Below are 12,514 nucleotides of genomic sequence, written 5' to 3' on the forward strand. Positions count from 1 at the left end.
CGATGAGCGGGGGATCTCGAGGACGCGGTGCGGCGCGACCGACGCGACGGGGTCAGTTGACCGACATCACTTAGTGGGCCGGCCGCACACGTAGCGTCACTATATGGCGGGCGACCACATTCTCGGTATCGACTTCGGGACTCGGACCAGCCGCGCCGCCGTCTGGAGCGACGGCGGCACGGAACTGGTCTCGGGGTGGATCGGAGAGGAGACCGTGGGTTCGACCGTCTCGCACACGGACGGCAACACGATATACGTCGGCGGATCGCCGACGGAAGTCGCGGCTTCGTATCCCGACCGGACGGTCGAGTCGGCCGCGCGCTACCTGCGCGACGTCGGCGACGACCCCCTCGAGTTCCTCCGCCCTCAAGCGTTCGCCGCCGGGGTCCTGCGCCGGCTGAAAGGGAACGCCGAAGAGGACCTCGGCGGCGACGTCCGCGGCGCGGTGATCGCGGTCCCCACGCTTTTCAACGGCCGTCAGCGGCAGGCGGTTCGAGACGCCGCCGAGATAGCCGGGTTCGATGACGTCAGCCTCATCGACGAGACGACCGCCGCGGCGATGGCCCGGTACCGCGGCGACTGGGACGACCGCTCGGTGTTCGTGTTGGACCTCGGTGCCGGAACCCTGAGTACGGCGGCGCTCGACCTCGGGGGCGGGGTGTACGAAGTCGTCGCCACGGACGGGGACCTCGACCTCGGCGGCGACCGGTGGGACGACGCGATCGTCGACTGGGTCGCAGACGACGTACTGCGAGTGCACGGCGTCGACCTCCGGGAGGACACGGCGGCGTATCACCGCCTGAAAGGCGCCGCCGAAACGGCGAAGCGAGAGCTCTCCGATCGGAAGGAGACCGACGTATCCGTCGATCTGACCGGAGTCGACGGGAGCGAGGCGAACCGCATCGAGCGAACCCTGACCAGAGCGCAGTTCGAGTCGTCGACGCGGGATCTCGCGGAGGGAATCGTCGATCCGATCGAGCGGACGCTCGAGGACGCCGCCTACGAAACGCACGACATCGACGAGGTGCTCCTCGTCGGCGGCGCCGCAGAGATGCCACAGATACGGCAGCGGGTCTCGCAGTTCTTCGGTATCGGACCCAGAAAGCGGACGGCTCCCGGCGACACCGTCGCGCGCGGTGCGGCGATCAAGGGCGGGATCCGCAGCGGTCACGTCGACGACGCGGTCGACCTCGCTGTCACCGCGCAGTCGCTCGGAATCGAGGTCGAAGACGGCGCGTTCGAGACGCTCATCGAGCGGAACACGACGGTGCCGACCGAGAGCTCGAAGGTCTTCACCACGGCGAGCGACGACCAGACGACCGTGCAGGTGCGCGTCCTGCAGGGCGAAAGCGACGTCGCGGCGGAGAACGAACCCCTCGATACGTTCCAGTTGACCGGTATCCGACCGGCCCCGGGGGGCGCACCGCAGATCGAGGTGACCTTCCGGATCGACGGCGACGGACTCGTGGAGGTCGAGGCCGAGGACGGGGCGTCGGGCGAGGGGAAGTCGGTCAACGCGGAGGGGGGCGCTGGGCTCTTCGAGAACGAGATCCAAGCCCACCGCGAGAAGCTTCCCGAGCGGGTCGAGCGAATCGAGTAGCTCCCGGCCCGAGAGGTCGACTCGCCGAGCGGACCGGCCGCGGTCGATGGCTACAAGCGCCCCGCGCGGGAAGAAAGTGTATGAACGGGAACGACCTCGAAGCCGCGCTCCGCGACGACCACGAGACGGCCTTCTCGCGGCTCGGCTCCTCGAAGGCGATGTACGCGCTCACCGACGGCGAGATGGACGGCGACCGGATCCGCGCGGCCGCGGCGAACGACGCGCTCGCGCTCGCGGCGGTCCTCGACGAGTGGACGAGCGAGACGGCCGACCAGAGCGGCGACGAGACGACGCTCTTCGCCGACCTCGCCGAGGGCGCCCGCGAGCGCGCGGCGGACGTCGTCGACGATCCGGCGCTCGCCGACGAACCGCTTATGTACGGCGCCCTCTCGACGTTCGAGTCGGCGCCCGCTCGGCTCGGCGGACTGCTCGGTCGCTCCCTCGTCGCGCTCGAACACGCGAGGCAGATGGTCGGCTTCTTCGTCGGCGACGCGGATCCGACGGCCGCCAACGAGTTCCGGTCGATCCGCTCGGACCTCGAATCGGAGCGAGACCGAATCGTCGACGCGCTCGAGGACGGCTGCCAAGGCGGCGACGACTGGGACGCCGCCCGCGACGCCGCCGACGCCGTGATCGACGCCGCCTACGACGACTACGTCGAGACGCTCGAGTCGCTCGGTATCAAGCCGAAGAACGTCTGCTGATCGCGGCTCGCCGTCCGCTCGTCGCATGCGAACACTCGCCGGGGGCGTCACCGATTTGGTATTTCGGCGTCACGTCCGCCCCGGACGTGACACGTTCGCAACCTCCACCCGAAATAGAGGGGTAGAGCGGCTGTGCGTATGACGTGCGTGCGACAATCGTCGCCCGGGCGTCAGACGCCCTCGACGCCCTCTCGGAACTCCGAGACCTCTTCGCGCGCGGCGACGACGTCATCGTGGGCGGTCCCCGCCGTCTCGTCGGCCAGTTCGGCGAGGACGTTCATGTGCCGGGCGAGTCGGCCGTGATCGGGCGTCCGATCGCTCGCTGCGAGCTCCGCGAGGGCGTCCGATTGGTCGTAGATTCGCTCTTGTACGTCGCCGCTCGCGGACTCGGCGGCCGCGCGCAGGTGATCGCTCGCCGCTTCGAGGAGTTCGTGTGCCATACCGATGTCTGCGTCCGCCGGATAAAAAGAGCTTCTCAAAGCGAGTGTTCGGTGATAGCGAATTACCGGATGTCTGAACGGTCTGCGACGTAGCCCAGGATATGCGTGCTGCTATCTGATTACGTAGCGAGTGTCGTCGCGTTTGCTATAGTAGCGTTTGCAACTGATCACACGACTGTATGCGACCGGGTGCGCAATCAGTTGCACACGCGACGATAGCCGCGAAGGACGCGACGATAGAGTCATCGGGGGATTCAACTCCCGGCGACCCAAACTGTTTCCTTCCTGTTGCGTGAGTTAAAGCCGGATCCGCGGAAATCAGAATCGCGGGGGACCAATGCCAAGACAACGACTCTCGATCGAGGCGTACGTGCTGCTCGGGACCGCGAGTGTCGGCTACTTTCTGTTCACGTTTTCGTGGTTCTCTCTCGCCGCGTTTCTCGTACCGATCATCGAGGACTTGGGACTCTCCAGCACCCAAGCCGGCGTCGTGACGGGCGCCGTTCAACTCAGCTACATCCCCCTCTCGCTCGTTTCGGGGCTCGCTATCGACCGACTGGGCTCTCGGAGATCCCTCGGGGTCGGATTATTCGTCATCGGCGTCGCCCACGTACTACGAGGGGTCTCGGAGGGGTTCGTGACGATCCTGCTCCCGACGCTCTTTCTCGGAGTCGGCGGGACCGCCGTCACGTTCGGGCTGCCGAAGCTCGTTTCGGAACTGTTTCCACCCGGTCGGTCCGGAACGATGTCGTCGGTGTATATCGTCGGCGCGACCCTCGGAAGTGCGACCGTCTTCGCCGTCGCGCGCCCGTTTGTCGGCCCGCTCGCCGGGGGGTGGCGGCCCGTCTTCCGCTATACCGGCGCGGTGGTCATCGCGTTTTCGGTGGGTTGGTTCATTCTCTCGTGGTATCTGTGGGATCGGGTCGATCACGGCGACGTCCACTCCGAGGGGCAGTCCTTCTCGCTGGCCTCAGCGCAGGAGGACCTCGTCCGCGTGTTCACCCACTACGGCCTCCTCCTCCTGGTCGTCGTCGGTACGGTGCGGCTCTTCATCTCTCACGGTCTCTCGAACTGGCTCCCGGCGATCCTCGAAGCGCGTGACGTAACGCCGTCGCTCGCGGCCATGTTGACGAGTCTGTTCATTCTCATCCGGATTCTCGGAATCGTCGGAATCCCCGTCCTCTCGGATCGATACGGCACTCGACGGCTGCCGATCATCGCCTGCGGACTCGCGGGAACGGTGGGTACGCTGGGTCTGATCGCCGCGAATTCCGTGCCCGCGGTCCTGTTTTCTCTCTTACTCGTTGGGACGTTCGTTATCGGCGGATTATCGCCGCTCATTCGGGCGATTCCGATCGAAATGGACGAGATCGGACCGCAGTTCACGGCCGTTGCGACCGGGCTGATTTTCACCGTCGGCGAAGTCGGCGGGTTCTTCGGTCCGTTCCTCATCGGGTTCCTGTACGATATCACGGGGTCGTTCGCTCCCGCGCTCGGGGTACTCGCCGTCGCGAGTCTGTTCGCAGCCCTCGCCGGGTACTATATGAACGAACCGTCCGATTCGACGTAGTCCCCCGCATATCTCCCAACCGACCGCCTCACGTGCGTGTATCCCAACCGACCGCCTCACGTGCGTGTATCCCAACCGACCGCCTCAAGTGCGTGTATCACCAACCACGTTCCGATGAGTGACACCTCCGGGTCGAGTCCGCTCTCGCCCGACAGACCGGCGGCCGAGCGGGAGTTCCGCGTCGACGCCCCGTTCGACCCCGCGGGCGACCAACCCGAGGCCATCGAGCAGCTCGCGTCGGGGTTCGAGTCGGGGATGGGAAAACAGACCCTCCTCGGCGTCACCGGGTCGGGGAAGACGAACACCGTCTCGTGGGTCATCGAGGAACTGCAACAGCCTACGCTGGTCATCGCCCACAACAAGACGCTCGCCGCGCAGCTGTACGAGGAGTTCCGGAACCTCTTTCCCGACAACGCCGTCGAGTACTTCGTCTCCTACTACGACTACTACCAGCCGGAGGCGTACGTCGAGCAGACCGACACCTACATCGACAAGGACATGTCGATAAACGAGGAGATCGACCGGTTGCGCCACTCGGCGACGCGGTCGCTTCTCACCCGCGACGACGTCATCGTCGTGGCTTCGGTGTCGGCGATCTACGGGCTCGGCGACCCGACCAACTACACGGAGATGGCGCTCCGGGTCGAACTCGGCGACCGGCTCGACCGCGACGAACTGCTCGCCCGGCTGGTCGATCTGAACTACGAGCGAAACGACGTCGACTTCCAGCAGGGGACGTTCCGCGTCCGCGGCGACACCGTGGAGGTGTACCCGATGTACGGCCGCTACGCCGTCCGCATCGAGTTCTGGGGCGACGAGATCGACCGCCTCACCAAACTCGATCCCCTGCGGGGCGAGGTCGTCTCCGAGGAGCCGGCGGTGCTCGTCCACCCGGCGGAGCACTACTCGATCCCCGAGGACAAGCTCGAGGCGGCCATCTCGGAGATCGAGGAGCTGATGGACGAGCGCGTCGGCTACTTCGAGCGACAGGGCGACCTCGTCGCCGCCCAGCGGATCGAGGAGCGCACGACGTTCGACATCGAGATGCTCAGAGAGACGGGTTACTGCTCGGGAATCGAGAACTATTCGGTTCATATGTCCGATCGCGACTCCGGCGAGGCGCCGTACACGCTGCTCGATTACTTCCCGGACGACTTTCTCACCGTCGTCGACGAGTCCCACCAGACGCTCCCGCAGATCCGCGGGCAGTTCGCCGGCGACAAGTCCCGAAAGGACTCGCTCGTCGAGAACGGCTTCCGGCTCCCGACGGCCTACGACAACCGCCCGCTGACGTTCGAGGAGTTCGGCGAGAAGACCGACCGCACGCTCTACGTCTCGGCGACCCCCGGCGACTACGAGCGGGAGCGAAGCGAGCAGATCGTCGAGCAGATCGTTCGACCGACGCACCTCGTCGACCCGGCGATCGAACTCGCCGAGGCCACCGGTCAAGTCGACGACCTACTCTCGCGGATCGACGAGCGGATCGAACGCGACGAGCGCGTGCTCGTCACGACGCTCACGAAGCGGATGGCAGAGGACCTCACGGAGTTCCTCGAGGAGTCGGGCGTCGACGTCGCGTACATGCACGACGAGACCGACACGCTGGAGCGCCACGAGCTGATCCGGGACCTCCGGCTCGGGAACATCGACGTCCTCGTCGGGATCAACCTCCTCCGAGAGGGGCTGGACATCCCCGAGGTCTCGCTCGTGGCGATTCTCGACGCCGACCAAGAGGGCTTTCTCCGCTCGGAGACGACGCTCGTGCAGACGATGGGACGGGCCGCCCGAAACGTCGAGGGCGAGGTCGTCCTCTACGCCGACGAGACGACGGACTCGATGGCCGCCGCGATCGAGGAGACGCAGCGGCGTCGGCGGATCCAACAGCGGTACAACGAGGAGCACGGCTTCGAGCCCAAAACGATCGAGAAGTCGGTCGGCGAGACGAACCTCCCCGGCAGCGGCGATCGGAGCGAACGGTCCCCGACCGACGAGCCGACCGACGCGGACGAGGCGCGCGAGCAGATCGCGTATCTGGAGGATCGGATGGGAGAGGCCGCCGACAACCTCGAATTCGAGCTCGCGGCCGACATCCGCGACCGAATTCGCGACCTCCGACAGGAGTTCGGTATCCGGGAGGACGACGCGGAGTCGCGCGGCGACGACGGCGTCGACCCCGGCGCCGATCCGCTCGACGGCGTGCCGGTCGACGAGGCCGACCCAGAGGAGTGACCCGTCGACGTCGCGACTATTCGGTCCCTTCGGCGGCGTCGAGGGAGGAAGGCGAACGACGCGAGCGGTACAGATTGACGGCGAGACCCGCGAGGAACGCGAGGAGTCCGGCGCCGACGAGCCACAGAGCGTTCGGATGTTCGAGACCCAAGTGAAGCGGAGCTATCATCGCCCGGAAACAGGGCGGACACGCATCTAAGAGCTTCTATCTTCTGCGCCTCTTTTGCTCACCGTTATCGCGTCGTCTCGTAGGACTCTTCGATATTCAGGTCGACGTCGGCTTCTGCCGCCGGTTCGCCGTCCTCGCGGCCGGGGAGGTCGCCGACGGCGTCGACGCTCTCGATCTCCTCGACCGCGGCGGCGATCTCGTCGATCTCGTCGAGGCCGAGGAGCTCGCGCGTCTCGGCGTCGAAATCGAGACTCTCCAGCCCGGCCGACGTCTGTACGTCGCTGTCGGTCAGCCCGCGGCCGTACCGCCCGAGGAGGCTCGTGAGTTCCTGTGGGACGACGTACGTCGTCGACGGCGACGTGCCGATGCGCGCGAGCGCCTCCAGCCCGCGGTCGACGATCGCCCGCTCGCCCATCGACTCGGCCGAGCGCGCGCGGAGGACCGTCGCGACGGCGTCCCCCTGCGCTTCGAGGATCTGACTCTGCTTTTCGCCCTGCGCGCGGATGATGTTCGACTGCTTTTCGCCCTCGGCCCGCTCGACCGCAGAGCGCCGTTCTCCCTGCGCTTCGAGGATCATCGCCCGGCGGCGGCGCTCGGCGGAGGACTGCTCTTCCATCGCGTTCTCGACGGCCGCGCTGGGCTTGACGCTCCGGACCTCGACGCTCTCGACGCGGATCCCCCACTCGTCGGTCGGCTCGTCGAGTTCCTCGTTGATCCGTCGGTTGATCTTCTCGCGTCGCGACAGCGTCTCGTCGAGCTCCATGTCGCCGAGGACGGCCCGAAGCGTCGTCTGCGCGAGGTTCGAGACGGCGCGTTTGTAGTTGTCGACCTCCAGAAACGCCCGTTTCGCGTCCATCACCCGGATGTAGACGACCGCGTCGGCGGTGACGGGCGAGTTGTCGCGGGTGATCGCCTCCTGTTTCGGCACGTCGAACGTCTGGGTCCGCATATCGAAGGTGTACGTCTTCGAGACGAACGGGGGGACGACGTTGAGTCCCGGTTCCAGCAGTTTCCGGTACTCACCGAACACGGTGAGCGCGCGCTTCTCGTAGGCGTTGACGATCTCGACGGCGCTGTAAACCGTTGCGATCGCGAGCGCGAGGGCGACGAGTCCGACGAGCGCCGTCGGGTCGCCGCCGAAGAGCGCGAGAGCGACGAAGACGGCGGCGGCGACGCCCACAGCGGGGAGCAGCCAGCCCGGTGGCCCGCGCGCGGAGAGCCGACCGAGTTCGCGGAAGAGACTCGCCATGGCTGACATTGTGAGCCTGTGGCATTAAGGATGTCCCGAGCGGGACCGGGGATCGGCGGGGCCGATCCGGCGCGACCCGAAGGCACTTGACGGTCGCTCGAGTGAGAGCGCGTATGCGCATTCCGCGTCCCGGCGTCGACCGAGCGAAACTGGAGGTCGAGGACCTCCTGAAGATCGTACTGGTCCTCGTCGTGGTCTGGCTCGTTTTGGAAGTGATCGGCGGAATTCTCGACATCCTCGCGTGGATCCTCGGTCCGCTCCGCCCAATCCTGGGAATCGTCGTCATCGCCCTGATCGTGCTGTGGCTGCTCGACCGGATCTGAAACGGTGCGTCGACGGGAGGACGATCAAGACGCCCGCCATCGGCGAGCGGTCCGGCCGACCGATCACCCCACTCAGGGACAGTCAATCTCCCCGACGGCCCGCCGCTCCGACCCCTGATCGACGGGCCGCGTCGCGCCCGAATCGAGGTTCGCGAGCACCAGCCGTCCCCCGTAGCCGTGCGTTTGATCGTGGCCGCGGACGGCGACACAGGTCACGTCCTCGGGGATCTCGACAGTGTCCGAGCGCGTGAACGGCTGCCGGGAGTGGGCGTGCAGTAGCTCTCGCCGACCCAGTCGCGTCCCGTCGAGGCGCTCGACCTGCCACCAGTTCGCGTACCCGTCCTCGCCGTCGTCGTCGTGATGAAGGGTCACGTCGAAGGCGAACGCTCCGTTCTGACGCTCGAAGGCGACGTCCACGACGTTCGCCTCCCGAAGATCGAGGGACGGCTCACCCTCCCCGGCGTCGGTCGATTCCGTTCCCTCCCCGGCGTCGGTCGATTCCGTTCCCTCCCCGGCGTCGGTCGATTCCGTTCCTTCCTCGTTGCCGGCGGCCTCGGTTCTCGTTCCGGTGGTCGTCTCACTCGCACCGTCAGATCCGCCACACCCGGCCAACGTTCCCGCGAGGAGCGCACCCGAAAGGCCGCCGAGAAGTCGCCGTCTGGACGTGGAAATCGGGGAGTCGGACATACGTCTCAGTAGACGAGACGCGCGGGCCGCACAAAGCTTTCACCCGCTTTCCGCGACCACGACGGCCCCTTTCATTCCCACCGTGAGATGGGGCTCACAGTGATACAGCGCGACCCCCGGCTCATCGAGCACCTGCTCGTAGGTCTCGCCTTCCTCGTCCACAGGATCCCCGGAGGAGAACTCGTAGTCGGACTCTCCGATCTGATCGTCCGGTTCGGCCTCGACGTTGTGGGCGCCTCCCTCGCCAGTCCACTCCCACCGGACGGTCGTTCCCGCGTCGACCGCCACCGCGGCGGGGTCGAACTCCGTCCCCGTATCGCCCGTTCCGACACCGACAGTGATCGCCTCTTGGTCGCGCCGGTCGACGATCGAGCCGTCGTAATTCGGGGCCGCGGCCCCGACGTCGGTCTCGGTGAGCCACGCGTCGACCGCAGGGTAGTCGTCGCCGGTAAGAGCCGGGGCGCCGTCTCCACCGTCCCCGCCGTTCCCGTCTCCCCCGCCGTTCCCAGTACAGCCGGCTATCGCCGTCAGCACCGCGAGTCCAGTCGCTTGAACGCATCTCCGCCGTCTCATACGAGGACGAGACTGCATAGAGACGAGTATCCGGCCCGAGAGTTAGTTATGGAGCCAGTTACGCCCGGGTCGGGTTCTGTTCAGTGCGATAGGAGTACCGTACTGCCGTGCGCGGCGGGGGTCTCCCGCACTCCGGTCTCACCCTCGCGGTTTCGACCCGTTCGGTCGACGACGACGGATCGCTCCGACGGCTTCTTGGTCCGCGTCGCCGCACGATCACCCGTGTTTAGCTTGAACGTACCCGTTCCGGGGCAGGTCGCGCGACTCGCCTCCGAGTTGCATCCGGAACTCACCCGCTTCGAGCGGATCCGCGAGCGGCACACGCTGCTCGCGAAGCGCTTCGACACGGCGCTCGACGACCACGCCGACTCGCTGCCGCGGCTCCGAGAGCGGCTCCGGCCCTTGCTTCGACGACACGCGCCCGCGAGCCTCGAACTTCGAGTGACGGGGCTCGACTACTTCGAGACGCCACCGCGCGGCCCCGGACCCGTGGTCTATCTGGCCGTCGAGAGCGCCGACCTCCGGGCGCTGCATCGCCGGCTCTGTGACTCCTTCGGAACCGTCGAGGGGCTGGAGGGCGACGGCTACGTCCCGCACGTGACGCTGGCTCGCGGCGGGCGAGTCGCGGACGCCGCCGACCTCGTCGCCAGACGGGAGATCGAACCGATCGAGTGGACGGCCGGGGAACTCCGGGTCTGGGACTCGCGCTACCGCGAGGACGCCACGCGGATTCCGCTCGGGTGAGGCCGAGACGAAACCGCCTCACGCGGCCGGCTACGGTCGCGGCGGCTCCCCGGCGTAGGCGTCGAGGTCGGCGTAGAAGTTCAGCATCGAGAACTTGAGCTTCTCGGGGGCCACGTCGACGAGTTCCGCGCGCTCCTCGCGCGGGAAGCTCTCGCGAACGCCGTACTTTCCCATCTCCACGCTCTGTTGGGTGTAGCGCTTGTCGACGAGCAGCCGCACCCCGAAGTCGTCCGGCGCGCGGATGACCCGACCGAGGGCCTGTCTCGTCTTCCGAATCGTCGGAATCTCGACCGCGTAGCGCCAGCCCGCCCCCTCGCGGTCGTCGTACGCGCGGTCGTAGGCGTCCTGAATCGCCTCCAGTCGTTCAGAGAGGTGCGGGTACGGCACGCCGACGACGGCGACGGTCCGGGCGTCGTCGCCGTCGAAGCTCACGCCCTCAGCGAGCGTCCCCCACAGCGACGTGAAGAGCGCGGCGTCGTCGCCGTCGACGAACGAGCGCCGCGTCGACTCCGTGTCCACGTCCGAGCCGTCGAGAAACAGCCGGCTTCCCACGTCCGGGCGGCTCCGAAGCAGTTCGTGATACCGCTCGGCCTCGGCGTAGGAGGGGAAGAAAAACAGCGCGTTCCCCGGCGTAAATCGGGTCGCGTCCGCCAGTACGTCGGCGATCGCCGACTGCGTCTCGGGGTTCCCCCGCTCGGAGCTGAACAGCGCGGGCGCCTCGACGGCGAGCGTCCGCCGGCGCTCCTCCGGGTACTCGAGCCCGTACGCCATCGTCGCGGGGTCCGACAGCCCCAGCACGTCCTCGATCACGTCGAAGGGGCGCAGCGTCGCCGACATCAGGATGCTCGCGTGGACCTCCTCGAACAGCGTCTCTGTCACCTCCCGCGGGATGCAGGTGTACAGCTCCGCCCGCCCGTACACCTCGTCGGTCGCGCCGTCGCGACGGACCGAACACAGCGGGTGCTGGCCGAGCTTCCCGCCGTCGGCCATCCACGCCGCGACGAACTCGGCGGCCTGGAGCGTCTGACACTCCGCGCGGGTCGTCGCGGTCCCGTCGCGGTAGGCCTCTTCGTACTCCCGATCCAGGGTCCGACCGAGTTGCAGAGCGAGGTCGATCTCCGAGCTGATCCCGCGGCCCTCATAGCGGTCGAGAAACGCGAGCGTCAGGTCGTCTCGCCGGTCCGGGTTCGCGATCGAGAGGTCGTGCCAGTCGTCGCCGACCTGCTCGCGCTCGCCGAAGCCGAGGGCGTCGTCGTAGGTGCCGCGGAGCGCCCCGAGGAACGCCGAGAGGACGTTTTCGGCCGGTTCCGCGCGCGAGTCGTCGGCGTCTTCCAGCTCCGAGAGCGCCTCTTCGAGGGTGTTCTCCGTCAGCGTCCGGCTCGCGTGGTCGCGCGCGGTCGACTCGATGTTGTGGGCCTCGTCGAAGACGGTGACGACGTCCTCGGGATCGCGGCCCAGCCACCGGAAGAACTGCTCGCGGATGTTCGGATCCAGCAGGTGGTGGTAGTTGCACACCACCAGATCGACCGCCTCCATCCCCTCTTTGAGGAGTTCGTACCCGCAGAGCTGCCGTTCGTCGGCGTACTCGTAGATCTCTTCGGGCGTCCGCACGCCCTCGAAGAGCCAGCCGAAGAACTCGTCGGTGTCGCCGACGAGGTTGTTGTAGTAGTGCTCGCAGACGTTGCCGTCGCGGAGTTCCTCGAGGTCCGATTCGACGGCGTCGAGCTCGTCCGTCACGGCGCTCCGGGCGTCGCCCGCGCGGTCTTCGCCCGCACGGATCCGATCGAGGAGGGCCTCCGCCTGCTCGGTCAGCTCCTCGCGTTCCTCTTCTTTCTCCACGAGCGTTCGCGTCGTATCGCGGAGCGTCTGACACTCTTGGTATTCGACGTCGATGTGACACATCGACGACTTGCCTTTGAACACCACCGCGCGAACCGGTTCCTCTCGGGTGATCGCGCGCGCGTCCTCGACGAACTGCCGCATCTGCTGGTGGACGTTGGTGGTGATGACCACCGTCTTATCGGTCCGTCGCGCGTACGCGAGAGCCGGAACGAGCGCCGAAAGCGTCTTTCCAGTCCCCGGGGCGCCCTCTAAGAGGACGTCGCGCTCTTCGTCCAGCGCGCCGGCTATCTCCCCCATCGCGGAGCGCTGATTCGGATACGGTTCCTCGTAGGGGAAGAACCGCTCGTACTCGCCGGTCGTGGACACGGTGGTCTCTCGGGCCGC

The 12,514-nt window shown here is 67.1% G+C and carries 12 protein-coding genes; 6 read left to right on the forward strand and 6 right to left on the reverse strand.

Features of this window, described 5'->3' with window-relative positions; all coding sequences use genetic code 11:
• Positions 1-103: 103 nt before the first annotated feature.
• Complete coding sequence (locus ACT3HL_RS11465; protein ID WP_445086967.1) at positions 104-1,600, forward strand: Hsp70 family protein; 1,497 nt, start codon at positions 104-106, stop codon at positions 1,598-1,600.
• Positions 1,601-1,680: 80 nt separating this feature from the next.
• Positions 1,681-2,304, forward strand: coding sequence for a transcription antitermination protein (locus ACT3HL_RS11470; protein ID WP_445086968.1), 624 nt, complete (start codon positions 1,681-1,683; stop codon positions 2,302-2,304).
• 170 nt (positions 2,305-2,474) lie between these two features.
• On the opposite strand, the gene ACT3HL_RS11475 is transcribed toward ACT3HL_RS11470, so the two are convergent.
• A complete protein-coding gene (locus tag ACT3HL_RS11475) occupies positions 2,475-2,744 on the reverse strand; it encodes a DUF7553 family protein (RefSeq protein ID WP_445086969.1) in 270 nt (89 codons plus the stop codon).
• 337 nt (positions 2,745-3,081) lie between these two features.
• Between ACT3HL_RS11475 and ACT3HL_RS11480 the strand changes: the two genes are divergently transcribed.
• Together ACT3HL_RS11480 and uvrB are read left to right on the forward strand one after the other, a co-directional pair.
• Positions 3,082-4,314 carry an MFS transporter gene (locus tag ACT3HL_RS11480; RefSeq protein WP_445086970.1) on the forward strand — a complete coding sequence of 411 codons (1,233 nt, stop codon included), beginning with the start codon at positions 3,082-3,084 and terminating at the stop codon, positions 4,312-4,314.
• Between the two features lie 114 nt (positions 4,315-4,428).
• Positions 4,429-6,543, forward strand: a complete 2,115-nt coding sequence (gene uvrB, locus ACT3HL_RS11485; RefSeq protein WP_445086971.1) for an excinuclease ABC subunit UvrB — start codon at positions 4,429-4,431, stop codon at positions 6,541-6,543.
• 16 nt (positions 6,544-6,559) lie between these two features.
• Here the strand turns inward: uvrB and ACT3HL_RS11490 are convergent, their stop codons facing one another.
• Positions 6,560-6,712, reverse strand: coding sequence for a hypothetical protein (locus ACT3HL_RS11490; RefSeq protein ID WP_445086972.1), 153 nt, complete (start codon positions 6,710-6,712; stop codon positions 6,560-6,562).
• 64 nt (positions 6,713-6,776) lie between these two features.
• Complete coding sequence (locus tag ACT3HL_RS11495; protein ID WP_445086973.1) at positions 6,777-7,961, reverse strand: SPFH domain-containing protein; 1,185 nt, start codon at positions 7,959-7,961, stop codon at positions 6,777-6,779.
• 113 nt (positions 7,962-8,074) lie between these two features.
• On the opposite strand from ACT3HL_RS11495, the gene ACT3HL_RS11500 reads away from it, so the two are divergent.
• On the forward strand, positions 8,075-8,284 hold the full coding sequence (locus ACT3HL_RS11500) for a DUF7554 family protein (RefSeq protein WP_445086974.1): 210 nt from the start codon (positions 8,075-8,077) through the stop codon (positions 8,282-8,284).
• 72 nt (positions 8,285-8,356) lie between these two features.
• Here ACT3HL_RS11500 and ACT3HL_RS11505 read toward each other — a convergent pair whose 3' ends face one another.
• Both ACT3HL_RS11505 and ACT3HL_RS11510 read right to left on the reverse strand, forming a co-directional pair.
• Positions 8,357-8,971, reverse strand: coding sequence for a hypothetical protein (locus ACT3HL_RS11505; RefSeq protein ID WP_445086975.1), 615 nt, complete (start codon positions 8,969-8,971; stop codon positions 8,357-8,359).
• Between the two features lie 39 nt (positions 8,972-9,010).
• Positions 9,011-9,544, reverse strand: a complete 534-nt coding sequence (locus ACT3HL_RS11510) for a halocyanin domain-containing protein (protein ID WP_445086976.1) — start codon at positions 9,542-9,544, stop codon at positions 9,011-9,013.
• A gap of 222 nt (positions 9,545-9,766) precedes the next feature.
• Here ACT3HL_RS11510 and ACT3HL_RS11515 point away from each other — a divergent pair, with 222 nt between their 5' ends.
• Positions 9,767-10,288, forward strand: a complete 522-nt coding sequence (locus tag ACT3HL_RS11515) for a 2'-5' RNA ligase family protein (RefSeq protein ID WP_445086977.1) — start codon at positions 9,767-9,769, stop codon at positions 10,286-10,288.
• A gap of 30 nt (positions 10,289-10,318) precedes the next feature.
• On the opposite strand, the gene ACT3HL_RS11520 is transcribed toward ACT3HL_RS11515, so the two are convergent.
• On the reverse strand, positions 10,319-12,496 hold the full coding sequence (locus ACT3HL_RS11520; protein WP_445086978.1) for a helicase C-terminal domain-containing protein: 2,178 nt from the start codon (positions 12,494-12,496) through the stop codon (positions 10,319-10,321).
• Positions 12,497-12,514: the final 18 nt, after the last annotated feature.

Source organism: Halobellus sp. GM3 (genome assembly GCF_052545375.1).